We start from the raw sequence: 25,102 nt of genomic DNA, 5'->3' as shown, positions 1-25,102 counted from the left end.
CCATGACCCGAGCGCAACGCTGTCACCGCGCAACCCTTTAGAAAAGTCGGATCGGGTTCACAATATCCGCAGCGATCGTCAACAGCATGTACGCACCACCTATCACCACAACGACATAGGTGACTGGCAATAGTTTCAGATAGTCGACCGGCGCACCCGGCGCCAGGCCCTTCCAGCCGCGAATCGTGTTTCGCACCTTCTCGTACAGCACCACCGCGATATGCCCACCGTCCAGCGGCAACAGTGGTAGCAGGTTGAACGCGCCGAGGAAGAAATTCAGACTGGCCAGCACCAAAATAAAGACGTTCCACAAGCCGCGTTCCGCGGTCTCGCCGCCGATCTTGCTGGCGCCGTACACACTAACCGGCGTCTCCGGATCGCGCTCGCCACCGGTCACCGCAGTCCACAGCGCCGAAACCTTCTGCGGCATCTGCGCCAGCGATACGAAGGTGCGAGTGAATACCTGCCCGGTATACGCACCGGCAGCTGGGATCGCAGCCAGCGCGTTGTACTGCAACGGCTCGTAGTACTCGGAGCCGACGCCGACTGCACTGACCTCCTTGCCCGGTCCATTCTTCTGCGCGTACCGGGTGACGCGCTGCGGGGTGACCTCGATCGTCTTGGTCTGGCCGTTGCGTTCGATGATGTAGGCGAAGGTGCCGGTCTGTTTCTGGGTTTCGGCGGTGAACTGCTGCCAGGTGTCGACCTTCACGCCGTTGACCACCTTGACGACGTCACCACGTTGCAGTCCGGCCCGCTGCGCCGGCCCGGTGCCGTCACATTGCACCATCGACTGGTCCGGATTCTGCTGCGGCACGCAGCTCATCGCACCGATGGTGGTGGCGGGAGGCTGATCCAAGCGCGGCAGTCCCCAGCCGATGGCGAGCACGACCAGCAGGAGGAAACCGAGCACGAAGTTCATCGCGATCCCGCCGAACATCACGACCAGGCGCTTCCAGGTGGCCTGGCGGTACATCGCCCGGTCGAGATCCTCGGGCGCGAGTTCGTCCAATGCGGTCATGCCCGCGATATCGCAGAAGCCGCCGAGCGGGAGTGCCTTGAGACCGTATTCGGTTTCACCGCGCCGGAACGAGAAAATCTTGGGACCGAAGCCGATGAAATAGCGCCGCACCTTCATGCCGGTGGACTGGGCGGCCCACATATGCCCGCATTCGTGCAGCGCGATCGAAATCGTGATGCCGAGGGCGAACAGTACGAACCCCAACGCGAACACCATTTGCTGTACAGCCCTCCTGCGTTGCGCAGCTCGCCTCGAATGAAAGTGCGGCCGCCCGCAGCGACCGCGATTACCCGCTCGGGCGCGTCCGTCCGCGCCGCGGGCAACCCGACCACAGTAACCGGACGCCGACCAACACTCTCGGGTAAGTCTGCCAGGCCGCCGTCCTGCGGCGCGCCCGATATGGTTCTATCAGCGATTGACGAGGGTGCGCGCGTAGTCGCGGGCCCAGGTATCGGCGGCGAGTACGTCTTGCAATGTCTCCGGCTCGGCGCGCCACCGATCGGCCGCCTCGACCGCGTGGGCGACGGTGCGCACGATATCCGGGAAACGGATGATCCCGTCCAGAAAGGCTTGCACCGCAATCTCATTCGCCGCGTTGTAGACCGCGGTGACGCTGCCGCCCGCGGTGCCCGCCTGCCTGGCCAGCTCGACTGCGGGGAATACCGCATTGTCGACCGGCCCGAATTCCCAGGTCGACGCGACGCTGAAGTCGCAGGCGGCGGCCGCGCCCGGTACGCGATCGGGCCAGCCGAGTGCCAGTGCGATCGGCAGCTTCATATCCGGCGGGCTGGCCTGGGCCAGCGTTGAGCCGTCTTTGAAGGTGACCATGGAGTGCACGATCGACTGCGGATGCACCGTGACGTCGATGCGGTCGTAGGGCACCCCGAACAGCAGATGCGTCTCGATCAGTTCGAGGCCCTTGTTCACCAGCGAGGCCGAATTCAGCGTATTCATCAGGCCCATCGACCAGGTCGGATGCGCCTTCGCCTCGGACGGATTCACCGATTCCAGCATTTCGGTGGTCCAGCCGCGGAACGGACCTCCCGACGCGGTCAGCACCAGCCGGTCCACCTCCTCGGCCCGGCCGCCGCGCAGGCACTGGGCGAGCGCGGAATGTTCGGAGTCGACCGGCACGATCTGCCCGGGTGCCGCGGCGCGGGTCACGAGCGAGCCGCCCGCGACGAGGGATTCCTTATTCGCCAGCGCCAGTCGGGTGCCCGATTGCAAGGTGGCAAGGGTCGGCTCCAGGCCGAGCGAACCGACCAGTGCGTTGAGTACGACATCTGCCTCGGTGCGGCGCACCAGTTCGGTGACCGCGCCGGGGCCGCTCAGCGCCAGGTCGAGTCGGATGCCTGCGGCCGGATCGGCGACCGCGACATTGCGGGTCCCAGTGGCGGCCATCTGGGCCGCGAGCAGCTCGGTATTGCCGCCGCGCGCGGCGAGGCCGACCACCTCGAACTTGTCGGGATTGGCGGCGATCACCTCGAGCGCCTGGGTACCGATGGAACCGGTGCTGCCGAGCAGAAGGACTCTCACGATGTCGGACACGGCCCCATTGTGGCAGCGGGGCCAGCGACGCGCCCGAAGGCGGTAGCCTGCGTAACCACATAGGGCGCCGCTCGCCGCTCGAACACCGCCCTGCTGGCTACGACGAGCGGTCGTATGCCACGATATCGGCAGCAACGCTTACACCGAGCTAAGGAGCGATCGTGGCCGCCACGGAACTCGAACCCACCAGTGACCGCGCAATCGTCACCCACGTGGATACCGCCGAGGTTCCGTCCGCCGAATGGGGCTGGAGCGGGGAATCGCGCCGCACCTTCCGTGTCGCGGGCTGGATCGTCTGCGTGATCCTGGTGGCCATGACGATCGGCAACCACAAGGGCCACATCGAAGACCTGTTCCTGGTCGGTTTCGCCGCCGTGATCGCGGGCATCATGATCCGCGACTCGATCCTGCGCCGCAAGCCTCGCTAGTCCACACCGAAGGTATCGACTCGCTCGGGATTCGCCCGCCTAACGCCCTCGTCGCTTGGCGGGCTTTTTCTTGGCTCCGGCGTTCTTGGCGACATTCCTCGTCGAACGCTTGGCGGTGGTCTTCTTCGGCTCGGTCTTCTTGCGCTGAGCCTGGGCCCGCGAGCTGTGTTCCGAACGGCCGCGCACGATGCCGACGAACTCTTCGATCAGTTCGGTGGTGTGCGCGGCCGGCCAGGCCAAGGCGATTTCCGTGGCCGGGACGCCCATCATCGTCCGGTAGACGAGGTCGCGGCGGGCGTACAGCCGGGCAATGGAATGCGGGACGATGGCGACGCCGACACCGGCCGCGACCAATTCGATGGTGCCCGCGATCGCATCGATATCGCTCGAGTCCTGAATCCGTTCACCCTCCAGATCGCCCATACCCACCTGTTCGAAAATCGACAGGGTGTGGTCTTTGGGCACCACCACGACGGGAAGCTCGCGGTAGAGCGGAATCGCGCTCAGACCTTCACGATCGATGGGCAGGCGGACGAAACAGGCGTCGACGCGCTCGTCACGCAGCGCGGTGAGTTGTTCGGCCATCGGGATCGGGAGCATCTCGAGCGGGGTGTTCGGGAACCGCTCACTCCAGATCCGCGTCCATTTGGAGACCGTCACACCGGGTACGAAGCCGACTCGCAATGCCACATCCTCGGCAGCCATGGGCGCGGGCTTCTCCTCGGCGCGCGCGATGATATCCCCGGCGTCGCGCAGCAGCTGCTGTCCGGCCTCGGTCAGCTGCGCCGGCTGCGCTCCGGGCACAAAGAGTTTCGTTCCGAGTTCTTGCTCCAAGTCGATCACCGTGTGACTCAACTTCTGCCGCGAAATGTGCAGCGATTTCGCCGCGCGGGCGAAATGCAGTTCCTCGGCAACCGCGACAAACCAGCGCAGGCGGGTCACGTCGATGGACTCGGGGTTCATTCGTACGAGGGTATTGCCATCGAGGCTGTCGACTCGCGAGGCGGGTGGTCTGAGGGCACGCACGGGCCGGATACGCGGCGGCCTCGCGCTCGTCCAAGCGCAACAGACTGCGTCCGGCTGTGCCCGTTAGGCTGTACCGGTGAGCCCGGATAAGAAACCGCAGACCATGAAGCCGCTGACCGCGGCGAACAAGCTCGGCATCTACCTTCCGGCGACGCCCGAGGAATTCCGCAACTCCCCGATCTCCCGCGCCGAACTCGAAGAGTTGCGCACCAATCCCCCGGCCTGGCTGACCGAACTGCGCAAGACCGGCCCCTTCCCGCGCGAAATCGTCGCCCGCAAACTCGGAGTTTCCAATACCGGCCTGGCCCGCGCCGAAGTCTCGGACGCGATGAACGCCGAGGAGATCGCCACCCTGCTCGCCGACCCGCCCGAATGGCTGATCCGCGAACGCGAGAACTACGCCGCGGTGCTGAAGGAAAACGAGCGCATCAAAACCCAACAGGCCGAACGTCGCGCCGCTTCCAACCGGCCCGCCAAGAACCGCACGTAGAACAGCCGCACCCAACTTTGGGTGCGACTGTATTCCCCTGGTGGAAGCGGTTATGTCGCACCGGATTTCGTGGTGACCAGTTGGCAGAATCCGTTGGTTCACCAGCGCTGCAGTCGGCTGCGGGACAGCGTCTGGAGCAAGCCGATCGCCCAGCAGGTCGGGCAGCCACGCAGCGCGACGCGACCGACCGGCAGGAGCAGCAGACCGACGGGCCCGACCGCAGGCATCAGTGCGAACGAACCGAACACAGCGCCGAATCCGATTGCGCCACGGGCCGAATGGCGCGACAGCGACGCACTGACGAACTCAAATCTCCGAACTCCCCTGCACCACCGCACGCGCCCGATGCAGCCGTGTTTCATGGCCGCGGTGCTCAGCCCGAGCAGATGCGCAGCGCCCCAACGACAATCGCGGCTACGATCACGCCAAACCTCCCGATTTCGTGCCGACCGTGTTGCCGACACAAGTATGAGAGGTGTAAACCCGCACACAAGGATTCACCGCGATAGAGCATCGCAGCCCGATCCTTGCGGACAAACGACCAGAAGTTGTTACGATGTGCCGAGGGGCATCAAGGAGGTGCGGTGGCTGAGGCCGATCGGGCGCCGGTACGCGTCGATCCATCCAAGCCGAACGCTGCTCGGGTGTACAACTATCTACTCGGCGGTAAAGACAACTACGAGGTGGACCAGCGGGTCGCCGAGCGAATGCTCGCGGTCGCGCCGGACACCAAGACGACGGCCTGGTTCAGTCGTAAATTCCTGCTCAACGCCGTGGAAGAGGCGGCTCATGCGGGGATTCGGCAATTCATCGATATCGGCGCCGGAATCCCCATCTCGCCCAACGTGCACGAGATAGCGCAGAAGATCGACCCCTCGGCACGCGTCGTGATGATCGACTACGACCCGGTCGTGCACGTGCACGCCAACGCGCTGCTGTCCGGCACGTCCGGTGTCACATCGATACTCGGTGATATTCGCGACACGGACGAGATTATCGAGAAGGCGCGGACCGAAGGACAGATCGACTTCGACCAGCCGGTAGCGATTCTGATCGTCGGCGTGCTGCACTTCGTGATGGACGACGAACACCCGGCCGAGATCATCGCGCGACTACGCGATGTGATGGCGCCGGGAAGCATCCTTGCCTTCACCCACGGATCGATCGACACATACGCGGAGTTCGTCGCGCAGTCGACCAGCGATACCAACGGCAGCTCGGCGCAGGTCCAATACCGGACCCCGGATATGGTGGCCGCCTACCTGGACGGCTTCGAGATAGTCGGACCCGGTCTGGTGCCGGTACAGGATTGGCTCGACGACGACCTGCCGCGCACCAAGTTGGTGCTGTTGGGCGGAGTCGGTCGCAAGCCCTAGCTCGCGGCGAGCGTATCGGCGCGCGCCGCGAGCGCGTCGGCGATCGGACGCGAACGGCGACCGAGTCCGCATGCACTCGCGACGCCGTCCACCGGTCTACTCAGTGCGTTCTCGATCAACCGCAAGGTCTCGACCTGCTCTGGCACCGTGGGAGTGTCGTGGACGAATCCCGCGTAGAAGTTGGTGCCCGCGCCGAGTGACAGGTCCGCGAGCGGTGCGTAGAACGCGGGATCCGCCGACGGCGGGATATCTCCGGCCGCAAGCGGACCGTGCACATAGGTCAGCGGGCGATCCGAAGGCCACTGCCGGGCAACGGAATTGGCCAGGTCCACGAAGGGGCGCAGATCACGCATGCTGGCCCGGGACTTGTTATGCATACTTCCGACGCACAGGTGCACGCCGAATCTGGTTCCCGCAGGGCTGGATTCGGCCAGCGCCGCAATCCCCTCGCCGAGGCGCAATGCCGCCTCCAGCCGTCCGTGCAGTGGCTGTGCCTTCGCCATGAGCACCATTTCCGCGGTCGCCTCCAATTGCACGACCACGTCCTCGGTACCGACCAGTTCGTGGATGGCGGCGATATCGCGCACAGCCGCGTCACGGAATGCCTTGCGGTGCGACCGGACACCTGGAATGCCCATGGCGATGAAGGCCAGGGTGAAATCGGTCGGCATCCCGATCTGCAGAGTGAGTTCGGGCAGCTCGCGTGCCGTACGCAAACCCTGGAATATCGGCAGCGCCTCCTGGGCCTCGGCGAGATAACCGAGCTCCATCATGTCGCCCGTCAGCTCGCGACCAGTCGGAACGCGATGGATGGTCCGCTCCCGACTCGAGCGCCACGTACCCGACTTCTTCACTTCCAATGCGCCCTGCGCCACCAGATCCTCGACGATCGGCTGGATGTAGAACTCGTAGCGACGCGTTTCCCCAGTCGGGAGCGTGCGGAGGCGCGGCCCCGCGGCATCGAGCATCGCGCGCATCGCATCGTCGGTACTCGTACCCGGAAAGCTGCCCACAAAGTGCACACCACGCGAACCCATGCCGTGCATCGTAGATCGCATCTTCGTCACGCAACCCCATAGCTACGGAACTTCATGTGCGGTATGGTGATTCGCCAGAAGATGGCGCGGCGCACGATATTTCCCATTCGGAGGGAACGCGGTGACGAAGAAGCTCTACGCCCGAATGCTGGTGGCCGCTACCACCGCGGCGACAATGCTCGGTGTGGTGCCGGGCGGGGCTAGTGCTGATCCGGCCGCCTTGCCCGACCGTTGTCAGGAGATCTCCTTCCCGGTACCGCAGGGGACGTTGGGCGCGACGCTGTGCCTGCCGGACCGGCCGACCGACACCGTCATGGTGTTGATGGCGGGGTCCAATTACAACCACACCTACTGGGATTTCCCTTACGCCCCAGAGACTTACAACTTCCGGCGCGCGATGAACACAGCCGGTTACGCGACGCTGGTGGCCGATCGACTCGGTAACGGCGCGAGCACCCGCCCGCCGAGCATGTCACTGACCGCGTCCGCCACCGCGGAAGCCCTGCACAACATCGTGCAGGCCCTGCGCCACGGACTCGCGGGCGCACAGCCGTTCGGCAAGGTCGTCACCGGTGGTCATTCGCTGAGTTCCGGCATATCGGTCATGGAGGCCACCACCTACCATGACGTCGACGGCGTGCTGCTCACCGGATATTCGCACACCCTGAGCGTGCCGGATGTCCTCGGCGTGATCGGCACCTACTACCAGGCGGTACAGGATCCCGTATTCGCCAGCCGCGGATACGATTCGGGCTATCTCGTGACCCGGCCGGGCACCCGGGCCAGTGACTTCTTCGGGTCGGATAATTATGATCCGCAGGTGCTCGCGATCGATGAGGCGACGAAGGAAACCTTCTCGCTCACCGAATATCCCGACGGCCTCACCTCTACCCTGCCAGGGATGTCCAGCTTGATCACCGCCCCGGTCATGGTCGTCAATGGCAGTGTGGACCGGTTGTCGTGCGGACCCGCCTATGCGATCTGCGCCGACAGCACGACCCTGCAGGCCGCGGAGGCCGCCTTTTTCAGTCCGGCTGCGCGGCTGCGTACCTTCGTGCTGCCCGGCAGCGGACATTCGGTGAATCTCGCACGGAACACCGCGCAATATCATGCCGCCGTCATCGACTGGATGAAGTCGGTCGTCGGATAGCTGGATCTGCTTGCGGCAGTTCGGTTTCCGTGATCACAGCGGACTGATCTGCGGAGAGTACGGGCGCACCACCGCAGCCGCGCGGCCGTGCGCCTCGGGATCGCACAGATAGCGCACCGGCTGGCCTTCCGCCAGTGCGCGATAACCCGGAACATCGATACGGCTGTATTCGACGAACACCGGCCACTGCCGGACACCGTCCGGATCGATGAAGCCGAACCCACGCTGTTCGTCGAACCAAGCCACCCTACCGGTCAGCCATACCGAAGTCGGATCGATAACGTTGCTCATCGTCGCCTCCGCGAATGTCGGATTCGGCCATCTCCCCGTTGTCGGCGTACCCGCGAATGCCACTGGTAAACGCCATTTTTCAAGCCGCGAAACAGCCTGCCCACCGGGTGATATCCGCTCGATTAGCCGACCGGATCCCGGGTAGATCGCACATGTGGTCCGAACCGGGGCCGCAGATAGTTCCAACTACCGAGAAGGAGTGCCGACATGGCAGATCCGAAGAACCCCGGGCAGTTCGGCAATCGCAAGGACACCCATGAGCAGGCCAGCAAGGGCGGCAAGGCCAGTACCGGCAGCTTCGGCCAGCGCAATGCGGCCGACCCGCACGAGGCAGGTCGTAAGGGCGCACAGGCGCAGCCGACGGCGGCCAAGCAGAAGGGTGGCCAGCACAGCCACAGCGGCAGCTAGGTCAAACTGTCGAGCGGGCCTCGGTGATATGTCCCCTCGGTGATATGTCCGGGGCCCGTTGCCATGCGTCGAAAGAACTCGTCGAGCAGGCCGAACGCACCGAGCAGGCAGGGTTCGAGCGGCAGTGGATCAGTCGCGCGTCCACCCGTGAGCACTTCGCTACCGAGCCGATCCGGAACGTCATATCCGCCGACTCCGGCAGTATCTCGATGCCGGTGTCGACGACCGTACGTCCAGCAGATCGGTCCCGATCTGCCCGATCTGGATGGCTTCCGCACCGCGTGGAGAAGGAGATCCAGCCCGCCCTGAGCTGAACCGCGACGGCTAGGCGGGTACCGCTACGGTCGACCGGCGCCAGACCCGGTGCTGGGCAAGCGCATTCGCGAATGCCTCGATGAAATCCTCGGACACACCCGCGCCGGTGGCGGTCGTGGTGAAGACACCTGTTCGCGCGTCGTGATCAGTGTCGGATAGGACACCGGCGACCCGCAGCAGCGTGACACCATCGCCGAAGCCGCCGATCGGTTTGGCGTGTTTGAACGCCTCCAGGACGAAGTGCACCGCCGCGCCATTGCCCAGCAGGGTTTCGGCGGACCGCGCGCCACCCGCGACCAGTACCGCATCGTAGAGAACCGAGGCCACGGTGGCCAGCGACCGGTCCACCGGGAGGGTTTCGCCGTCACTGCCGTCGCCGCCCAACGTACCGGCATGCGGCGCAAGAACTTCGGGAACAGCTGCACGGTCGGTCAACCACGATTTGATGCGGCGCACACCGAGTGTGTCCACACCATCGGCGGCCAGGACAGCGACCTTCCGGGTAGCGATTGTGTCGGTGACCGAATTCAGTTGCGACAGCGCGGGAGATACCACCGCCTCGCGATCATCCGAGTCCGATTGCGGCACCGGCATACCCAGTTCGCTCGCGACCCGCTCGGCCAGTTCGGGCTCGATTCGCACCAGATGTTCGAGCACCCTGGTTCGGATGATCGGCCGCTCCACCTTGCCGAGTTCGAAGGCGAAGGCGGCGACGATGTGGTCGGCCTCCGGCGGCGACATACTGCGCCAGAACATCCGCGGTTGCCGATAGTACTCACGAAAACTGTTGGCGCGCTCTCGAATAGTAGAACCGGATAGTGGCTCGGCGTAGTGCCGGAACATCTCGGTATCCGCCAATGCCGGACAACCGCCACCGATGGTGTTCTTGGTATACGCGGCCTCGCCCTGTGGAATGGCGTGCTGACCGTAGCCGTCCTGCTGGTGATTGCGCACGTCGGCGACCGGCCGGTTGATCGGCAGCTGGGCGAAATTCGGCCCGCCCAAACGGATCAACTGGGTATCCAGGTAGGAGAAGTTGCGCAACTGCAGCAGCGGATCATCGCTGAAATCGATACCGGGCACCAGATTGGCGGTGTGGAAGGCCACCTGCTCGGTCTCGGCGAAGAAGTTGTCCGGGTTGCGGTCCAGCACCATGCGACCGACCGGCTGCACCGGAACCTGTTCTTCCGGAATGATTTTCGTTGGATCGAGCAGGTCGAAGTCGAAGCCGAATTCGCTGTCGTCCGAGACCAGCTGCACGCCGAGTTCCCACTCCGGATACTGGCCGGCCGCGATGCAGTCCCACAGATCGCGTCGGTTGAAGTCGGGATCACGCCCGGCGATCTGCTGACATTCATCCCACAGCAGTGAGTGCACGCCGAGTTTCGGCGTCCAGTGGAACTTCACGAAAGTGGCTCGGCCCTCGCTGTTGACGAGTCGGAAGGTGTGTACGCCGAAGCCCTGCATCATGCGATAGCTGCGCGGCAGCGCCCGGTCCGACATCAGCCACATGATCGCGTGCAGTGTCTCCGGCTGCTGACCAACGAAGTCCCATAGGGTGTCGTGCGCGGAGGCGGCCTGCGGAATCTCATTGTGCGGCTCGGGTTTCACCGCGTGCACGAAGTCGGGGAATTTGATTCCGTCCTGGATGAAGAACACCGGGAAGTTATTGCCGACCAGATCGTAATTGCCCTGGGCGGTATAGAACTTCGTCGCGAAGCCGCGCACATCGCGCACGGTATCCGCGGATCCGCGCGAACCGGCGACGGTCGAAAATCGCACGAACACCGGCGTTTCCACGCTCGAATCGATGAGGAAGCGTGCAGTGGTGAAGTTGCCGAGCCAGCCGTCATATGGCCGGAAGTGTCCGTAGGCACCCGCACCTCTGGCATGGACCACTCGCTCCGGGATCCGCTCGTGATCGAAGTGGGTGATCTTCTCCCTGGCATGGAAATCCGCGAGCAGCGTCGGCCCGCGCTCCCCCACTTTCAGGGCATCGTCGGTGCTGTCCACCCGTACGCCCTGCTGTGTGGTCAGCTTCCCCTGTTCGCGGTCCACCCGGTATCGATCCAGCTGGCGCTGCTTGTCATTCGGCGCGCCGTTCCTATCGGTTGCGTCGGGCATGTCACTCACTCCTCGGTCTTACGGCGCCAATCGTGCACCGCGTCGCGAATCCGGACGACGTCTTCCTTCTGACCGGTGGCCATTGCGTACCTCCTCGATCGGGGACGGAGCCACCGCGGCTCCTCTCGTCCGCGCATACCCGCGAGCGACACACTCACACCTGCGCTCAGGGCAGCGCGGACGAGACGGTTCGCAGGTCGCGGTCAGTCCGTCGACACCGCCTCCACCACGCCGCCGGTATCGGCATTGCCGAGCGCGACGGCCACATCGGCCTGCGCCACAATGCCAACCAACTGGTCACCGTCGAGCACCGGCACCCGGCGGATCTGATGCACCGCCATCACATTGAGCACCTCATCGGCATCGGTGCCCGCCTGCACCGTGATCGGTGTGCCCTCGGCCAGTTCCCCCGCCTTGACGCCGATCGGGTCCTTGTTCTCGGCAAGCACCTTCACGACGATGTCGCGGTCGGTCAGTATGCCCTTCAACCGATTGTCCTCACCGCATATCGGCAGCGCGCCCACGCTCAGCTGTTTCATCAGTTTGGCGGCCTCGACCACCGAATCGCTGGATCGCACGCACTGCACGCCTTCGGTCATGAGTTCCCGCGCGGTTGCCATGGTTGCCCTCCTGTTCGTCGCAAGCAGATTCGCGTTCGCGGTACCCGACGCGGTCGCCGATACACCCTGATTGATCCGGAACATGTCGGGTATCCGCTCGAACGAGACGATCCATCCGAACGGAGAGGACGCCATGTTTCCTGAACCCGACCCATCCGATCGGCTGCGTTCCGACTTCCCGGACCGCGCACGCAATACCAGAAATCACGCGGGCGAAATGATCGCCGACACCCACAACTGGCCAGGCGTCATCCTGGTGCTGCTCGGCGTAGTCGGCGCCGCCCTGACGCTCACCGCCGCAGGCTACGGATTCGCGGGCTGGGCCGTCGTGGCCGGTATCGCCACCGCTGTGTGCCTGATCTGCGGCGGCGGACTCATCCTCGCCGAACACCGCCGCGTCAAGGCCGACGAAGGACGCGAACTCCTCGAGCCGGGCGGCCACTGACGCGTAAGGGAAGCAACCCGTAAGGGAAGCAAACTAGCCTTCTGCGGCCAACTGCCCACAGGCCGCGGCGATTTCCTGGCCCCGCGTATCGCGCACGGTGCACGGAACACCCTGAGCGTTGACGCGCCGAACGAATTCCTGCTCAACAGGTTTCGGGCTGGCATCCCATTTGCTGCCCGGCGTCGGGTTCAGCGGGATGACGTTGACGTGCACGCGGGAGCCCAGGGCCTTGTGCAGTTTCGCGCCGAGCATATCCGCACGCCACGGCTGGTCGTTGATATCGCGGATCAGCGCGTATTCGATCGACACCCGGCGACCGCTCTTATCGGCGTAGTAGCGGGCCGCATCGAGGACCTCGGCGACCGGCCATCGGTTGTTCACCGGCACCAGGGTGTCGCGCAGTTCGTCATCGGGGGTGTGCAGCGACACCGCGAGGGTCACCGAGAGGTCCTCGTCGGCGAGCTTGCGGATCGCCGGAGCCAAGCCGACGGTGGAAACGACCACGTTGCGCTGAGAGATACCGAAGCCGTCGGGCGCGGGTGAGGTGATGCGACGAACCGCGGCGACCACGCGCTTGTAATTGGCCAGTGGCTCACCCATGCCCATGAAGACGATATTGGACAGGCGGCCCGGACCACCCGACACCTCACCATCACGCATGGCAGCGGCTGCGGCGCGGACCTGGTCGACGATTTCGGCGGTGGAGAGATTGCGGTTGAGGCCGCCCTGACCGGTGGCACAGAACGGGCAAGCCATACCGCAGCCGGCCTGGCTGGAAATGCAGAGGGTGGCGCGGTCTGGGTAGCGCATCAACACGCTCTCCAGCAAGGTGCCATCGCCCGCACGCCACAGGGTCTTTCGCGTCTCGCCGCCATCGCACGCGACATGCTTGACCACCGACATCAGTGGCGGAAACAGCGCCGCGCCGACCTTTTCGCGCACAGTGGCGGGCAGATCGGTCATCAACTCCGGATCGGCCTGCAGCCGGCCGTAGTACTGGCGCGCGATCTGGTCGGCGCGGAACTTCGGCAGACCGAGCTCCTCGACCGCGGTCTTGCGCCCGTCGGCGTCGAGGTCGGCGAGATGCCGCGGCGGCATGCCACGGCGCGGAGCATCGAAGACGAGGGGCAGGGAGACGGTCATAGTTTCTCCAGTGTCCCATCTCGCGTATGCGGCTCGGACCGAAGGTGACCATCACGACGGCCGACGCGACGAACGTCACGTCGATCGGGCCGGTGAGCAGCCGTGCTTCGACATCACGACAGAACGGTCACCGGACAGAAATGCGTGCACCGACGATAGCGATCGGCAATGATCGAAGGATGACCAGTCACGCCGAGTCGTCCGAGCCGGAGCGCACCGAAGATGCCGCACCTGCGTCGACCGGCCCTGAGACGGTGGAGCAGACCGGCCGCAAGTCGGTGATGAAGTCCCGTACCGGCGACACCTGGGTCGCTCTGGTCGCCGCGACGCTGATCGGCATCGTGCTGCTGATCTTCATCCTGCAGAATCTGGAACAGCAGCGGGTGGATCTGTTCTTCTGGAGCTTCTCCATGCCGGTCGGCATCATGGTGCTGCTGTCGGTGATTGCCGGTGCGCTGGTGATGGCGCTGGTCGGCGGGGTGCGGATCATTCAGCTCCGCCGCGCCGCGAAGCGCTAGAGCAAGCTGCTCAGCACCAGCCAGGACACGAAGGCCGAGGGCAGCATCGAATCGAGTCGATCCATGATGCCGCCGTGGCCGGGCAGCAGGGTGCCCATATCCTTGATGCCCAATTCCCGCTTGACCTGGGATTCGATCAGATCGCCGACCGTCGCGACCAGCACCAAGCCGACGCCGAGCACCACGCCGATCATCGAATTGGCTTCCAGCAGCAGGGTCACCGTCAGCAGACCGCCGATCACGCTGAACACCAGCGAACCGCAGAAGCCCTCCCAGGACTTCTTCGGGCTGATCGCGGGCACCATCGGATGCCGCCCGAACAGCACACCCGCGACATAACCGCCGACATCGGAGCAGACCACCAGAATCATGAAGGTCAGCACCCGCAGATTGCCGTCGGGCTCGAGCAGCAGCAGCGTCGCGAACGAGGCGAGCAGCGGGATCCAGGCCAGGGTGAAGATCGTGATCGCGGTGTCGCGCAAGAAGTTTCGCGGCGCGGTCTGCAAGCCGTGATCGAAAAGGCGCCACACCATGCAGATCAGCGTGGTCGTGGCGAAGGCGCCCGCCACGCCGCTGGCGCCCCATGGCCAGCCGAGCCAGAACACCGCCTGACCACCGACGATGAGCGGGATCCGCGGGACGAGGACATCGGCCTCCCGCAGTCGCTTGGCGACCTCCCAGGTGGCGACGCCGACTCCGGTGGCCGCGACGCCGATAAATACCTTCGGCACGAACAGCAGGATCGCGATGAGCGAGAGCCCGAGACCGAAACCGACAGCCAAGGCGGCGGGGAGATTGCGGCCCGCGCGCGGCGCGGGTGCCGCGGGTTCGTCCGAGTTCTGTTGCTGGGCTGCGAGATTCACTGCATCGGCGGCAGAATATTCGGGGGTCACGGAACCGTCGTTTTCGGGTCCGGGCGTCGCCGGTCCCCAGGTCGAAGGCCCATCGGTCGCAGGTCCCGGCGTCGTAGGGTCATCAGTCGCGGGGCCGGGGGTCGCGGGACCATCGGTCGCCGAGTCGAGTGTCGCCGATTCGAGTGTCGGGGGGCCGACTGTCGCGACACCCTCGGTTGCCGGTCCGGATGTCGTCGGTTCCGAGGGTGCGACGGTCGGTTCGCCCGGAGTCGCGGGCCGACCGGTCGAGGGCACCCGCGTCGAGGGTCCCCGACGTTCGGCCTCGGACGTCGGGGAGTCGGAGCGCACGGGTTCGGGAGGTGCGGCTTCGGGAATCGCGGATTCGACCGCGCGCCCGTCCGTCGCATCAACAGTGCCGTTGGCCGGCCTCGGCTCCTCGGCCGCACCGGTCGCGGCGGCGTTCTCGGCCACGATTGTCCCGTCGCTCAACTCGTCGTTCCGTTCGTCCCCCGCCCGGGCGGGCCCGAAAGATCCGGCCTCGGACCTCAGACCTCGAGCAGTTCAGCTTCCTTGTGTTTGACCAGTTCATCGACCTGGCCGACATATTTCGCGGTGGTCTTGTCGAGTTCCTTTTCGGCGCGCCCGACCTCGTCCTCACCCGCCTCGCCATCCTTCTGGATCCGCGAGAGTTCGTCCATGGCCTTGCGGCGGACATTCCGAATCGATACCTTGGCGTCCTCGCCCTTGCCCTTGGCCTGTTTGGCCAGTTCACGGCGCCGCTCCTCGGTGAGCTGCGGGACCGAGATCCGGATGATGTCACCGTTGTTGGTGGGATTGACACCGAGATCCGAGTTGCGGATCGCGGTTTCGATCGCGCCGAGCGTCGACTGCTCGTACGGTTTGATCACCACCATCCGCGGCTCGGGCACGGTAATGCTCGACACCTGGGTAATCGGGGTCGGCGAACCGTAGTAGTCGATGACAATCCGTTGGAACATGCCCGGATTCGCTCGACCGGTGCGGATGGACCCCAGATCGTCCTTCGCCACCGAGACGGCCTTCTCCATCTTCTCCTCGGCGTCGAAGAGCGCTTCTTCAATCACGACCGTTTCCTCCACAGCGTCGTCATCGTCATGATCCGCGGGCGCGGGGTCAGGACCGAACCAATGTGCCGATCTTCTCACCGGCGACCGCACGGGCGATATTGCCCTTTATCAACAAATTGAACACCAGCATGGGCATCTGGTTGTCCATACACAGGCTGAAGGCCGTCGCGTCGGCGACCTTGAGGTCACGCTCGATGACCTCTTTATGCGTGATTTCGGTATACATGGTCGCGCTCTCGTCGACCCGGGGATCCGCGGTGAAGACCCCGTCGACGGCCTTGGCCATCAGCACCACCTCGGCGCCGATCTCCAGCGCGCGCTGAGCCGCGGTGGTGTCGGTGGAGAAGTAGGGCATGCCCATGCCCGCGCCGAAGATGACAACGCGGCCCTTCTCCAGGTGCCGCTTGGCGCGCAGCGGCAGATACGGCTCGGCGACCTGCCCCATGGTGATCGCGGTCTGCACCCGGGTGTCGATACCTTGCTGTTGCAAAAAGTCTTGCAGCGCAAGGCTGTTCATCACGGTGCCGAGCATGCCCATATAGTCCGAGCGGGCGCGTTCCATGCCGCGCTCCTCGAGTTCGGCGCCGCGGAAGAAGTTGCCGCCGCCGATCACCACGGCGACCTGAACACCGCTGGAGACCACCTCGGCGATCTGCTCGGCGACCGTCTGCACCACATCGGGGTCGAGCCCGACCTTGCCGCCGCCGAACATCTCCCCACCCAATTTGAGGAGCACCCGGCGATATCCTGGGCGGTCGGTCCCGGGGTCCGTCATGGGTGTTCGTCTCCTTCGGCGATAGATTTCGGTCTGTCGACACAGCACGTGGGCCGGATGGCAACGCGGAGGCTTCAATACGGAGCGCCCTTATCCTGCCCTACTCGGATTCGGTGTGGGTAGAAGACCCCCTCGGACGCAACGAACTCGCCCGGTCAGGCTCGGGAATTGCGGATGAACGGTCGACGTCCGGACAGCCGAAACCCCTCGCACACCGCATCCGGAGCACGAGGGGTTTCGCGGGCGTTATCAGGCCTGGCCGACCTCGAACCGGGCGAAGCGGGTCACGGTGACACCGGCCTCGTCCAGCAGCGCCTTGACGGTCTTCTTCGAGTCGGTGACCGACGCCTGCTCCAGCAGGACGACGTCCTTGAAGAAGCCGTTGACGCGGCCCTCGGTGATCTTCGGCAGCGCGGCCTCGGGCTTACCCTCTTCCTTGGCGGTCTGCTCGGCGATGCGGCGCTCGTTCTCCACCACGTCGGCCGGCACGTCCTCGCGGGTCAGGTACTTGGCCTTGAGAGCGGCGACCTGCATGCCGACCGCACGCGCGGCGTCGGCGGCGCCGTCACCCTCGCCCTGGTACTCGACCAGCACGCCGACGGCGGGCGGCAGGTCGGTGGCACGCTTGTGCAGGTAGATGGCGACCGGGCCGTCGAAGGCGACGACGCGACGCAGCTCGAGCTTCTCGCCGATCTTGGCGGCGAGCGCCTGCAGCGCCTCCTCGACGGTCTGACCGTCCAGCTTCAGCGCCTTCAGCGTGTCCAGGTCGGCGGGCTTGACGGCCGAGGCGGCGGTCACGATCTTGTCGGCGAGGCCCTGGAACTCGTCGTTCTTGGCGACGAAGTCGGTCTCGGAGTTGATCTCGATCAGCACGCCGTCCTTGGCGACGACCAGACCCTCGGCGGTGGCGCGCTCGGCGCGCTTGCCGACATCCTTGGCACCCTTGATGCGCAGCACCTCGACGGCCTTGTCGAAATCGCCGTCGGTCTCGACCAGCGCGTTCTTGCAGTCCATCATCCCGGAGCCGGTGAGCTCCCGCAGCCGCTTCACGTCAGCGGCGGTGTATGTCGCCATGGGTGGCGATCCTCCTGTGTGTTGTTTCGGGTGGTAACACCACCTTGCCGACCGCTCCTATGCAGGAGAGGTCGGCAAGGTGAACAGACGCTCCGCGATGACGGCGACGGGGCCGGAGGCGGTAGCCTGCGTAACCACGCAGGCCCCCGCCGCCATCGCCATCAAACACTGCGACGATCAGGCGTCGGCCGGGGTAGCGGGGGCCTCGGCGGCAGCCTCGGCCTCGGTCGCGGCGGGGGCGGCCTGCGCGAGCAGCTCCTGCTCCCACTCGGCGAGCGGTTCGCCCGCACCGGCTTCCGGCTTCTCGTCACCGGAGGAGACACCGGCCCGCGCCTGCACGCCCTCGGCCACCGCGGAGGCGACGACCTTGGTCAGCAGAGCGGCGGAACGGATCGCGTCGTCGTTACCCGGGATCGGGTAGTCGACCAGGTCGGGATCGCAGTTGGTGTCCAGGATCGCGATGACCGGGATGTTCAGCTTGCGCGCCTCGCCGACGGCGATGTGCTCCTTGTTGGTGTCGACGACCCAGATCGCCGAGGGCACCTTGGCCATATCGCGGATACCGCCGAGGGTGCGCTCCAGCTTGTTCATCTCACGCGTGAGCATGAGGATTTCCTTCTTGGTGCGACCCTCGAAGCCACCGGTCTGCTCCATCGCCTCGAGTTCCTTGAGGCGCTGCAGGCGCTTGTGCACGGTGGAGAAGTTGGTGAGCATGCCACCCAGCCAACGCTGGTTGACGTAGGGCATCCCGACGCGAGTCGCCTCGGCCGCGATCGACTCCTGGGCCTGCTTCTTGGTGCCGACGAAGAGAACGGTGCCACCGTGGGCGACGGTCTCCTTGACGAACTCGTAGGCCTTGTCGATGTAGGTCAGCGTCTGCTGCAGGTCGATGATGTAGATGCCGTTGCGGTCGGTGAAGATGAACCGCTTCATCTTCGGGTTCCAGCGCCGGGTCTGGTGTCCGAAGTGTGCGCCGCTGTCGAGCAGCTGCTTCATTGTTACGACAGCCATGGTGCCGTATCTCTCTTTCGTTGCCGGTTGCCGCGGCGAATCGGTGATCCGCCGCCCTGGCGCCTCCGAACCATCGGACCCGATCACGAGGATCAGGACCAGCCGATGATTCCCTGCTCCGCATGCGCTGACGATTCACGAAGTCGAGCTCCGGTTCGAACAGCGCCGTTACGAACAAGCACGGGGTGGCGCGCGAAGTCGGTCCGTGCAGGCACAGACCGCTTGATCAGTCTACGGGCTGAGGGTGTGAGTTTCTAAATCGCCCTGATCATGGGTCGAAACGGACGATCTCCACAACCGGAGAAGTTGTCCACACTCGCCGAAGCGAGGGCACTGCGGGCACCGTACGCGGCCGACGCTTGAAACATGAATCGCATAGCTATCTCGATGACCATGCTCATACCACCGCTGTTCCTGCTGTCACTGGCTCTGGCACAGCCGGTTTCGGCCGCACCCTCCAATGGCGGGGCTCCGGTGGAGCCGCCTCGGGGACTTGCGGCAACCGCTGCGCCGGATGGCGGCTTCCCCCGATCGGGAGTCGTGTTCGGGGGGTGCACGGGTTCGGCCTGTTCGGCGGGCGGCGGGCCGACGCGGGTGCCGGATCCGCTTCGTGCTGCGCCGCTCGTGGTAAATGTCGCGCCTGGTGTGTTGGGTGTGAATGTCGCCTCCGAGCCACTCCAGGTGAACGTCGCGTCCGATGCACCGCGCGGAAACATCGCGCCGGGCGTTTTCCGCGTCGATATCGCGCCCGACGCACTTCGCGTGGGCATTGCACTCGACGAGCCCCGGGTGGACAGTGCATCCGACCTGCGTTCGGTCGGCAGGACGCCGAGGCCGGTCTCCGGGGCGGGCGCGACGCCGCTGGCCGACGACATCGCGCGTGGGGGCACGGGGTCGGCGAGCTCGTTGCCGCGGGTTTTCAGCGATCTACTGTCGAGGCTGCTGGATCTGGTTCAGCGGGCTCCGCTCCCGCTGACGCGCTGATCTCGGATGAACCGCCTCAGCAGATTCGGCGGCCCGCATGGGCGGCGGCTGATTTCGATCGTTCTCGGAGTCATCGCTCTGCTGGGACTCGTTGCGGAGCAGTCGGTTTCGGCTGCTCCACACGGGGAGTTCGGCTGGCCCCTGCAACCACGGCCCGCGGTCGAGCGGCGATTCGACAAACCGGCGCAGGACTGGCTGCCCGGACATCGCGGGGTTGATCTGGCAGGTGCGCCTGGGCAGGCGGTACTCGCGGCCGGAGACGGAATTGTGGTGTTCGCGGGAACGGTCGCAGGCAAACCGGTCGTATCGATCGATCACCCCAGCGGGCTGCGAACCACGTACGAGCCGGTGCAAGCAGAGGTTTCGGTAGGCATGCGAGTCGGTCGCGGAACGCGAATCGGCGCTTTAGAGCCGGGACATGCCGGTTGCGTGGCGGCCGCGTGCCTGCATTGGGGTGCGAGACGAGCAGCAAGCGGTCACAGCCGACGTGAGTACATCGATCCACTCGGACTACTGCATCCGACTCCCCTGCGGCTGAAGCCGGTGACTTGATTTCAAGGCCGAGCAGCAGCTTCGGGGATGCTCTTCCGCACTGCGGCTCCGGGCGCGAGGATCGGGTTATGGGATATGCGTTCGGAGATCCGCCGTTCACCTATGCCGAGGTCGGCGCGACGAAGGAGGTGCTGCCTGCGGGCTATCACCGGTTTCGGCTGCGCCGCCGCATCGGGTCCGGACGGGCACTGTTCGAGCGCGCGGGCGCGGAGATCCTGGCGTATCGAATGCAGAAGGGCACCGGCATCTTTCGGGAGGCCGACACACCGACCGCACAGCCGGGGACGCGGCTGACCGTGCGGTTGGGCGTCGGTCCGGTCAGCATCACCGCACCGTGCCGGGTCGTCTACGTCCTCGACGAACCCGACCGGCGCGGCTTCGCGTACGGCACGCTGCCCGGACATCCAGAGATCGGCGAGGAACTGTTCGCCGTCGAATACGACACCACCGATGACACCGTCTACGGCCTGGTCACCGCCTTCTCCCGCCCCGGGGCCTGGTACGTCCGGCTCGGCGGACCGGTGGTGCGTGCCATCCAACGCGTCATCGCCGGAAGGTACATCGACACGCTCCCCACCTCCGCCTAGGATCCGCACAACGCCCAGGTCAGGACACCGGATTCCGCTGCAGGGCAGCCGAATCCGGCGTCTGGATGGGCGACAACTCCAAAACATGCGGCAATGATGTGCTCGACGGTCACCCGAGCGTCGCGTAACCAGCTCGGCTCACGCAAGAGCACACGGCTGGGGTACCTAGAGCTGCACCTCGAGTGCGGCGGCTTCGGCGCGCAACAGGTCACCGTGATCGGCGCGTCCGAGGGTGTCGTATTCGGCGGCCGCCCGAAGTCGGTCGGCGATTTCGGTGCGGACGATCTGTTCGATATCGGCCTCGGTGAGATCGCGGCGGCGAGCTTCGGCGGCGCCGAGTCCCACCGCGCTGCTCTCGACGGCTCCGGCCTTGATGTCCACCGTGTCGATAGCTTCGGCGTTATCGATGGCGCCGAGCGCAGAGCGCAGACCGGAGATCGCGCTGCGATCGCGGGTCTTCATAGCGGCGGACAACGCGGTGCGGAGGCGCGCACGCAGAGGTACGGACCTGTCGATAGCTTCGGTGGACATGGTCGCCGACCGTACGCGCCGGTACCTCGCGGGTCGAGCGATTTAGCCGAGCGGAACGCGAGCGCTATCTCACGGGGTGACGATGGCGAAGTCCGGATCCGGCGCGTCGATCACACCGACCACCGCGTTCAGCCCGCTGGGATCCCCGGCAATGGCGATATCGCCCGCGGCGACCAGTGCGCCGAGATTCTCCCCCGCCAACAAGGCGCGAATCAGGATCGACCTCGTCAAGGTGAAAGAGGCGTCCGGATCGGGTAAGTCGGCGCCGTCGGGCTTGTCGTAGTGGACCATCAGACCGTTGCGCAATTCGAGGCGGTAGATGCGTTTCTCGTCGGTGATGTGCCAGTCGATCACCACGCGCAGATTCCATGCCTTCGGTCCATCGATGCGCAGCGCGATCGCATCGAAGATCTGCTCGATGGTCAGCGCGTCGAGCATCGTGGGCGCATTCGTCGTCGTCGGCGTGCCGAACGAGCCGTTGCGCAGCTCATAGGCTCCGCTGAGATAGAAGTTGCGCCACGTGGCATTCTCCGCGCCGTAGCCGAGCTGCTCGAAGGTGTTGGCCTGCAACGTTTTCGCCGCCTCGTTGGCGGGATCCGCGAAGATGACATAGTTGACCACCTGGGCGACCCACCGGTAATCCCCTGCTTCATAAGCGGTTTGCGCCTTGCGCAGCACCTCGTCGGCACCACCCATGAATTCCACATGACGCCTGGCGGATTCGACCGGCGGATGCTCCCACAGATGCGCCGGATTGCCGTCGAACCACCCCATGTAGCGCTGGTAGATGGCCTTGACATTGTGGCTGACCGAACCGTAATACCCGTGCGTATGCCACGCATCGGCGATGGCCGGTGGCAGCTTCAGCATCTCGGCGATCTCACCACCCAGATAACCCTGATTGAGCCTGCGCACCGTCTGATCGTGCAGATATCCATACAAATCCCGTTGCAGCGAAAGGTATTCCACCAGCCGCTCGGTACCCCAGGTCGGCCAATGATGCGAGGCGAAGATCACGTCGGACTTGCGGGCGAACAGATTGATCGACTCGGTCAAATACTTGGCCCACACATGCGGGTCACGGACCAGCGCACCACGCAGCGTCAGCAGGTTGTGCAGTGTGTGCGTCGCGTTCTCGGCCATGCACAACGCGCGCGTCTCGGGAAAGTAGAAGTTCATCTCGGCGGGCGCCTCGGTGCCCGGGGTGAGCTGGAAGACGATCCGGATTCCGTCGACCGTTTCTTCCTGACCGGTGCCGGTGATATCCACCGTCGGCGGAATCAAGGTGATCGTGCCCAGCGATGTGGTCTGTCCGAGTCCAGCCCCGACCTGCCCCTTCGGTCCCCGCGGCAGTGCGGCGCCGTACATATAGGCAGACCGACGCCCCATCGCGGTTCCCACATAGATGTTTTCGGCAACCGCGTGTTCGAGGAATCCGGCGGGTGCGAGTACCGGGCAGCGGCCCGCCGCAACATCGTCGACCGTCGTCACACCCATCGCACCGCCGAAATGGTCGGCGTGCGAATGGGTATAGATCAACCCGGTCACCGGCCGATCGCCTCGGTGCGCTCGATACAGCGCCAAGCCCGCCGCGGCGGTCTCCGCTGAGATCAGCGGATCGATCACGAGCACACCGGCGGTTCCCTCGATCAGCGTCATATTCGACAGATCGAGCCCGCGGATCTGATAGATGCCCGCTGCGACCTCGTACAGCCCCTGCTTGACGACCAGCCCGGACTGCCGCCACAGGCTCGGATTGACCGACGCCGGGCAGGTTCCCTGCAGGAACGCGTAGGAGACGCTGTCCCACACCACCTTTCCGTCGGACGCGCGCACCTCTCCGGGCTCGAGTGCCGCGATGAACCCGCGGTCCGCATCCGCGAGATCGGCCGTATCCGTGGGCAGTGCGGCCGCCGCTCGTTGCTGCTCGGCGACGATGAATTCGCTCGGCTCGGTCGCTGTGCTCATATCCATCCTCCTGTGCTTGTCAGCCGAACATGTCCGGCCCGCAACGCATTAGGGCCGTGGATCCGTAAAACCGATTGCGGCCGCGACGCATGCGACGGCCAGCACTGCCAGCATCGTCGCCGCGATGACTCGCCCGCCGTGGTCGACGCGCCCCTGATGCAAGGCGCGATTGCGCGAAAAGGACAGGGCCGCAACGGCTGCCATGGTTATCGCCGCCCCCGTCGGCGCGATGGCGACGGCACGCCACCCGTTGGTCGCGGCATGATTGACGAAAAGCGCGGCGACGACCATCGCGGCAGTAGCCGTACGTCGCCACGCCAATGCGGTACGTTCGGCGGCCAGGCTCTTGGGGGTCACCGGAACAACACCACCACGCAGGCAAATACCGACACGACGGCGATACCGCACGACAGAATCGGCACCATGATGGTGTCGGGTAGCGGTTCACCGTTTCGCATGGCCCGACCGACGCGCCGCCAATGTCCATACGCACCGACCGCGATGATCACGGCGAGCACGATGCAGCTCATCGCGAGCGTCCGGCGCAACCCCGACATCCGCACCGGCTGCACCAGCGTATGCACCGCGACACCGCCCGCGAGCAGGCCGAGCGAGGTGCGCATCCAGGCCAGAAAGGTGCGTTCGTTGGCGAGAGTGAAGCGGTAGTCGACTTCCTCCTCCCCCTCCTCGGATTCCTCGGCGGGGTTGGGGAGTGTCATGGCGCCTCGGCTCGGACTGCACCATGGTCGTCGTCGGAATTCACGGGCACCTCTCCATCGCTGGTCGGTTTACTGCCGCATGCGAACGCTCCGCTACGTCAGGTTAACGAGCGGCGTTGTCGTCGTCTACGAAGATCACCGTCGCGAATGTCGCACTCCCGGTCAGACGGGTGTGGCGTCCTGGAAGGTCATCGCTAGCCGATCGACCATCGAGGCCATGAGTGCGCGCTTGGGTAAGCCGAGGGAGCGCAATTCGTCGGCCCAGGCATGCTCACCGAGGGACAGTTCTGCGCCGCCGGGACGAGCGCGCATGCCGGACGGTTCCATCTGCCACTGCGTGCAGCGGGTGACGCCGTCGATGTGGGAGTACGCGTCGAAGGAGGAGCCCTTGCGGCGTTGCGGGACCGCGAGGCCGGGACGGATGGTGAGATCGACGATCAGCTGCCCGTTCTGGCGCAAAACGCCGTGTCGCACGCTTGCGTCGTGCCGCGCGTCGAAATCGGCGATTTCCTTGGGGAAGCCCCAGATGCCGCGGCCGGCGGCCAGCGTGAATTCGCCGTCGACCGGGAGACGATGAATGAAGACGCCCGCGCCGCTCGTGGACAGAGCACGCAGATCGCCGAGCGTACCGGCGGGCGCAGCGGTGTGGTGCCGGACCATGAACGAGACACCGAACTCGTTGTACGGCCCGAGGTCGCCGTCGAGGTAATCGACGAAAACGAGCGTGCACACGGCACGACCACCCGGCAGCCGAAGAATCTCCAGGCCGGAGTAGTCGACGACTCTCTGCGCGGCCGCCGCCGGTACCGAGTAGGTCGCCATGAAGGCATGCGCGAGCCGAATCCGCACCGGCATCTGCACTTCCCTGCCCAGCACAGTATGGGTACTCATCGGCTCCACCCCGAGACGGCAATGCAGCATGCGTCGACCACCGAGCGGTCGACAAATCGTGCGGCGTCCACGAATCCTCCAAACTGGAACCCGTGTCAGAATAGCGATTA

General features: G+C 65.2%; 29 protein-coding genes. 10 read left to right on the top strand and 19 right to left on the bottom strand.

Annotated elements, in window-relative coordinates:
* Window positions 1–37: 37 nt before the first annotated feature.
* Window positions 38–1,237 carry a M50 family metallopeptidase gene (locus tag ACQPXH_RS10535; protein ID WP_433602119.1) on the bottom strand — a complete coding sequence of 400 codons (1,200 nt, stop codon included), beginning with the start codon at window positions 1,235–1,237 and terminating at the stop codon, window positions 38–40.
* Window positions 1,238–1,429: 192 nt separating this feature from the next.
* Window positions 1,430–2,569 (bottom strand): 1-deoxy-D-xylulose-5-phosphate reductoisomerase, encoded by a 1,140-nt coding sequence (gene dxr / locus ACQPXH_RS10530; RefSeq protein ID WP_433602118.1) that lies wholly within the window; start codon window positions 2,567–2,569, stop codon window positions 1,430–1,432.
* A 161-nt stretch (window positions 2,570–2,730) separates the two neighbouring features.
* Between dxr and ACQPXH_RS10525 the strand changes: the two genes are divergently transcribed.
* Window positions 2,731–2,997 (top strand): DUF2631 domain-containing protein, encoded by a 267-nt coding sequence (locus ACQPXH_RS10525; protein WP_387289052.1) that lies wholly within the window; start codon window positions 2,731–2,733, stop codon window positions 2,995–2,997.
* 39 nt (window positions 2,998–3,036) lie between these two features.
* Here the strand turns inward: ACQPXH_RS10525 and ACQPXH_RS10520 are convergent, their stop codons facing one another.
* On the bottom strand, window positions 3,037–3,960 hold the full coding sequence (locus ACQPXH_RS10520) for a LysR substrate-binding domain-containing protein (protein WP_433602117.1): 924 nt from the start codon (window positions 3,958–3,960) through the stop codon (window positions 3,037–3,039).
* Between the two features lie 139 nt (window positions 3,961–4,099).
* Here ACQPXH_RS10520 and ACQPXH_RS10515 point away from each other — a divergent pair, with 139 nt between their 5' ends.
* Window positions 4,100–4,513 carry a DUF5997 family protein gene (locus ACQPXH_RS10515; protein ID WP_433602116.1) on the top strand — a complete coding sequence of 138 codons (414 nt, stop codon included), beginning with the start codon at window positions 4,100–4,102 and terminating at the stop codon, window positions 4,511–4,513.
* Between the two features lie 98 nt (window positions 4,514–4,611).
* Here ACQPXH_RS10515 and ACQPXH_RS10510 read toward each other — a convergent pair whose 3' ends face one another.
* Entirely contained in the window at window positions 4,612–4,761 is a 150-nt protein-coding gene (locus tag ACQPXH_RS10510; protein WP_433602115.1) for a hypothetical protein, read from the bottom strand.
* Between the two features lie 336 nt (window positions 4,762–5,097).
* Here ACQPXH_RS10510 and ACQPXH_RS10505 point away from each other — a divergent pair, with 336 nt between their 5' ends.
* Window positions 5,098–5,889 (top strand): SAM-dependent methyltransferase, encoded by a 792-nt coding sequence (locus tag ACQPXH_RS10505; RefSeq protein ID WP_433602114.1) that lies wholly within the window; start codon window positions 5,098–5,100, stop codon window positions 5,887–5,889.
* Here the strand turns inward: ACQPXH_RS10505 and ACQPXH_RS10500 are convergent.
* The gene (locus ACQPXH_RS10500; protein ID WP_433602113.1) at window positions 5,886–6,926 is read right to left on the bottom strand and encodes a hypothetical protein; all 1,041 of its coding nucleotides are present in this window, start codon (window positions 6,924–6,926) and stop codon (window positions 5,886–5,888) included. The genes ACQPXH_RS10505 and ACQPXH_RS10500 overlap by 4 nt on opposite strands.
* Before the next feature lie 121 nt (window positions 6,927–7,047).
* Between ACQPXH_RS10500 and ACQPXH_RS10495 the strand changes: the two genes are divergently transcribed.
* Window positions 7,048–8,076: an alpha/beta hydrolase gene (locus tag ACQPXH_RS10495; protein WP_433602112.1), complete on the top strand. Its 1,029-nt coding sequence runs from the start codon at window positions 7,048–7,050 to the stop codon at window positions 8,074–8,076.
* Window positions 8,077–8,109: 33 nt separating this feature from the next.
* Here the strand turns inward: ACQPXH_RS10495 and ACQPXH_RS10490 are convergent, their stop codons facing one another.
* Window positions 8,110–8,367 (bottom strand): cold shock domain-containing protein, encoded by a 258-nt coding sequence (locus ACQPXH_RS10490; protein ID WP_433602111.1) that lies wholly within the window; start codon window positions 8,365–8,367, stop codon window positions 8,110–8,112.
* Between the two features lie 207 nt (window positions 8,368–8,574).
* On the opposite strand from ACQPXH_RS10490, the gene ACQPXH_RS10485 reads away from it, so the two are divergent.
* Complete coding sequence (locus tag ACQPXH_RS10485) at window positions 8,575–8,775, top strand: hypothetical protein (protein WP_433602110.1); 201 nt, start codon at window positions 8,575–8,577, stop codon at window positions 8,773–8,775.
* A gap of 324 nt (window positions 8,776–9,099) precedes the next feature.
* Here ACQPXH_RS10485 and ACQPXH_RS10480 read toward each other — a convergent pair whose 3' ends face one another.
* Both ACQPXH_RS10480 and ACQPXH_RS10475 read right to left on the bottom strand, forming a co-directional pair.
* A complete protein-coding gene (locus ACQPXH_RS10480) occupies window positions 9,100–11,214 on the bottom strand; it encodes a catalase (RefSeq protein ID WP_433602109.1) in 2,115 nt (704 codons plus the stop codon).
* 203 nt (window positions 11,215–11,417) lie between these two features.
* Complete coding sequence (locus ACQPXH_RS10475; RefSeq protein WP_063045836.1) at window positions 11,418–11,834, bottom strand: CBS domain-containing protein; 417 nt, start codon at window positions 11,832–11,834, stop codon at window positions 11,418–11,420.
* Window positions 11,835–11,916: 82 nt separating this feature from the next.
* On the opposite strand from ACQPXH_RS10475, the gene ACQPXH_RS10470 reads away from it, so the two are divergent.
* Window positions 11,917–12,279, top strand: coding sequence for a hypothetical protein (locus ACQPXH_RS10470; RefSeq protein ID WP_433602108.1), 363 nt, complete (start codon window positions 11,917–11,919; stop codon window positions 12,277–12,279).
* Window positions 12,280–12,312: 33 nt separating this feature from the next.
* Here the strand turns inward: ACQPXH_RS10470 and rlmN are convergent, their stop codons facing one another.
* Window positions 12,313–13,422, bottom strand: a complete 1,110-nt coding sequence (gene rlmN / locus ACQPXH_RS10465) for a 23S rRNA (adenine(2503)-C(2))-methyltransferase RlmN (RefSeq protein WP_433602107.1) — start codon at window positions 13,420–13,422, stop codon at window positions 12,313–12,315.
* Between the two features lie 179 nt (window positions 13,423–13,601).
* Between rlmN and ACQPXH_RS10460 the strand changes: the two genes are divergently transcribed.
* Complete coding sequence (locus tag ACQPXH_RS10460) at window positions 13,602–13,940, top strand: LapA family protein (RefSeq protein ID WP_433602106.1); 339 nt, start codon at window positions 13,602–13,604, stop codon at window positions 13,938–13,940.
* On the opposite strand, the gene ACQPXH_RS10455 is transcribed toward ACQPXH_RS10460, so the two are convergent.
* The 5 genes from ACQPXH_RS10455 to rpsB all read right to left on the bottom strand — a co-directional run bounded on the left by ACQPXH_RS10455 (window position 13,937) and on the right by rpsB (window position 18,760).
* On the bottom strand, window positions 13,937–14,803 hold the full coding sequence (locus ACQPXH_RS10455) for a phosphatidate cytidylyltransferase (protein WP_433603405.1): 867 nt from the start codon (window positions 14,801–14,803) through the stop codon (window positions 13,937–13,939). The genes ACQPXH_RS10460 and ACQPXH_RS10455 overlap by 4 nt on opposite strands.
* A 536-nt stretch (window positions 14,804–15,339) precedes the next feature.
* Window positions 15,340–15,897, bottom strand: a complete 558-nt coding sequence (gene frr / locus ACQPXH_RS10450; protein WP_040693344.1) for a ribosome recycling factor — start codon at window positions 15,895–15,897, stop codon at window positions 15,340–15,342.
* A gap of 49 nt (window positions 15,898–15,946) precedes the next feature.
* A complete protein-coding gene (pyrH, locus tag ACQPXH_RS10445; protein WP_397046684.1) occupies window positions 15,947–16,675 on the bottom strand; it encodes a UMP kinase in 729 nt (242 codons plus the stop codon).
* A gap of 249 nt (window positions 16,676–16,924) precedes the next feature.
* Entirely contained in the window at window positions 16,925–17,749 is an 825-nt protein-coding gene (tsf, locus tag ACQPXH_RS10440; RefSeq protein ID WP_433602105.1) for a translation elongation factor Ts, read from the bottom strand.
* A gap of 177 nt (window positions 17,750–17,926) precedes the next feature.
* Window positions 17,927–18,760 carry a 30S ribosomal protein S2 gene (rpsB, locus tag ACQPXH_RS10435; protein ID WP_433602104.1) on the bottom strand — a complete coding sequence of 278 codons (834 nt, stop codon included), beginning with the start codon at window positions 18,758–18,760 and terminating at the stop codon, window positions 17,927–17,929.
* A gap of 366 nt (window positions 18,761–19,126) precedes the next feature.
* Here rpsB and ACQPXH_RS10430 point away from each other — a divergent pair, with 366 nt between their 5' ends.
* The 3 genes from ACQPXH_RS10430 (at window position 19,127) to ACQPXH_RS10420 (ending at window position 20,883) form a co-directional block, all read left to right on the top strand.
* Window positions 19,127–19,744 (top strand): hypothetical protein, encoded by a 618-nt coding sequence (locus ACQPXH_RS10430; RefSeq protein ID WP_433602103.1) that lies wholly within the window; start codon window positions 19,127–19,129, stop codon window positions 19,742–19,744.
* Window positions 19,745–19,750: 6 nt separating this feature from the next.
* Window positions 19,751–20,296 (top strand): M23 family metallopeptidase, encoded by a 546-nt coding sequence (locus ACQPXH_RS10425; RefSeq protein ID WP_433602102.1) that lies wholly within the window; start codon window positions 19,751–19,753, stop codon window positions 20,294–20,296.
* Window positions 20,297–20,364: 68 nt separating this feature from the next.
* Entirely contained in the window at window positions 20,365–20,883 is a 519-nt protein-coding gene (locus ACQPXH_RS10420; RefSeq protein WP_433602101.1) for a DUF1990 family protein, read from the top strand.
* Between the two features lie 165 nt (window positions 20,884–21,048).
* Here ACQPXH_RS10420 and ACQPXH_RS10415 read toward each other — a convergent pair whose 3' ends face one another.
* The 5 genes from ACQPXH_RS10415 to ACQPXH_RS10395 all read right to left on the bottom strand — a co-directional run bounded on the left by ACQPXH_RS10415 (window position 21,049) and on the right by ACQPXH_RS10395 (window position 24,992).
* Entirely contained in the window at window positions 21,049–21,414 is a 366-nt protein-coding gene (locus ACQPXH_RS10415) for a hypothetical protein (RefSeq protein WP_433602100.1), read from the bottom strand.
* A 69-nt stretch (window positions 21,415–21,483) separates the two neighbouring features.
* Window positions 21,484–23,382 (bottom strand): alkyl/aryl-sulfatase, encoded by a 1,899-nt coding sequence (locus tag ACQPXH_RS10410; protein WP_433602099.1) that lies wholly within the window; start codon window positions 23,380–23,382, stop codon window positions 21,484–21,486.
* A 48-nt stretch (window positions 23,383–23,430) separates the two neighbouring features.
* Window positions 23,431–23,739 carry a DUF202 domain-containing protein gene (locus ACQPXH_RS10405; RefSeq protein ID WP_433602098.1) on the bottom strand — a complete coding sequence of 103 codons (309 nt, stop codon included), beginning with the start codon at window positions 23,737–23,739 and terminating at the stop codon, window positions 23,431–23,433.
* Window positions 23,736–24,101, bottom strand: coding sequence for a YidH family protein (locus ACQPXH_RS10400; RefSeq protein ID WP_433602097.1), 366 nt, complete (start codon window positions 24,099–24,101; stop codon window positions 23,736–23,738). Before ACQPXH_RS10400 ends, ACQPXH_RS10405 begins: the two co-directional genes overlap by 4 nt.
* A gap of 162 nt (window positions 24,102–24,263) precedes the next feature.
* Window positions 24,264–24,992, bottom strand: a complete 729-nt coding sequence (locus tag ACQPXH_RS10395) for an acetoacetate decarboxylase family protein (protein WP_433602096.1) — start codon at window positions 24,990–24,992, stop codon at window positions 24,264–24,266.
* Window positions 24,993–25,102 lie beyond the last annotated feature (110 nt).

The organism is Nocardia sp. CA-135953 (assembly GCF_050955735.1).
GTDB lineage: Bacteria > Actinomycetota > Actinomycetes > Mycobacteriales > Mycobacteriaceae > Nocardia.
This window is presented reverse-complemented; position numbering and strand designations above follow the sequence as displayed.

What these genes read in the sequence shown, in the direction of transcription:
- ACQPXH_RS10535 (WP_433602119.1), bottom strand. Translation starts at nt 1,237, where the DNA reads ATGGTGTTCGCGTTGGGGTTCGTACTGTTCGCCCTCGGCATCACGATT.
- ACQPXH_RS10520 (WP_433602117.1), bottom strand. Translation starts at nt 3,960, where the DNA reads ATGAACCCCGAGTCCATCGACGTGACCCGCCTGCGCTGGTTTGTCGCG.
- ACQPXH_RS10500 (WP_433602113.1), bottom strand. Translation starts at nt 6,926, where the DNA reads ATGGGTTCGCGTGGTGTGCACTTTGTGGGCAGCTTTCCGGGTACGAGT.
- ACQPXH_RS10490 (WP_433602111.1), bottom strand. Translation starts at nt 8,367, where the DNA reads ATGAGCAACGTTATCGATCCGACTTCGGTATGGCTGACCGGTAGGGTG.
- ACQPXH_RS10485 (WP_433602110.1), top strand. Translation starts at nt 8,575, where the DNA reads ATGGCAGATCCGAAGAACCCCGGGCAGTTCGGCAATCGCAAGGACACC.
- ACQPXH_RS10480 (WP_433602109.1), bottom strand. Translation starts at nt 11,214, where the DNA reads ATGCCCGACGCAACCGATAGGAACGGCGCGCCGAATGACAAGCAGCGC.
- ACQPXH_RS10475 (WP_063045836.1), bottom strand. Translation starts at nt 11,834, where the DNA reads ATGGCAACCGCGCGGGAACTCATGACCGAAGGCGTGCAGTGCGTGCGA.
- ACQPXH_RS10470 (WP_433602108.1), top strand. Translation starts at nt 11,917, where the DNA reads ATGTCGGGTATCCGCTCGAACGAGACGATCCATCCGAACGGAGAGGAC.
- rlmN (WP_433602107.1), bottom strand. Translation starts at nt 13,422, where the DNA reads ATGACCGTCTCCCTGCCCCTCGTCTTCGATGCTCCGCGCCGTGGCATG.
- ACQPXH_RS10460 (WP_433602106.1), top strand. Translation starts at nt 13,602, where the DNA reads ATGACCAGTCACGCCGAGTCGTCCGAGCCGGAGCGCACCGAAGATGCC.
- pyrH (WP_397046684.1), bottom strand. Translation starts at nt 16,675, where the DNA reads ATGACGGACCCCGGGACCGACCGCCCAGGATATCGCCGGGTGCTCCTC.
- tsf (WP_433602105.1), bottom strand. Translation starts at nt 17,749, where the DNA reads ATGGCGACATACACCGCCGCTGACGTGAAGCGGCTGCGGGAGCTCACC.
- rpsB (WP_433602104.1), bottom strand. Translation starts at nt 18,760, where the DNA reads ATGGCTGTCGTAACAATGAAGCAGCTGCTCGACAGCGGCGCACACTTC.
- ACQPXH_RS10430 (WP_433602103.1), top strand. Translation starts at nt 19,127, where the DNA reads ATGAATCGCATAGCTATCTCGATGACCATGCTCATACCACCGCTGTTC.
- ACQPXH_RS10425 (WP_433602102.1), top strand. Translation starts at nt 19,751, where the DNA reads ATGAACCGCCTCAGCAGATTCGGCGGCCCGCATGGGCGGCGGCTGATT.
- ACQPXH_RS10420 (WP_433602101.1), top strand. Translation starts at nt 20,365, where the DNA reads ATGGGATATGCGTTCGGAGATCCGCCGTTCACCTATGCCGAGGTCGGC.
- ACQPXH_RS10415 (WP_433602100.1), bottom strand. Translation starts at nt 21,414, where the DNA reads ATGTCCACCGAAGCTATCGACAGGTCCGTACCTCTGCGTGCGCGCCTC.
- ACQPXH_RS10410 (WP_433602099.1), bottom strand. Translation starts at nt 23,382, where the DNA reads ATGAGCACAGCGACCGAGCCGAGCGAATTCATCGTCGCCGAGCAGCAA.
- ACQPXH_RS10400 (WP_433602097.1), bottom strand. Translation starts at nt 24,101, where the DNA reads ATGACACTCCCCAACCCCGCCGAGGAATCCGAGGAGGGGGAGGAGGAA.
- ACQPXH_RS10395 (WP_433602096.1), bottom strand. Translation starts at nt 24,992, where the DNA reads ATGAGTACCCATACTGTGCTGGGCAGGGAAGTGCAGATGCCGGTGCGG.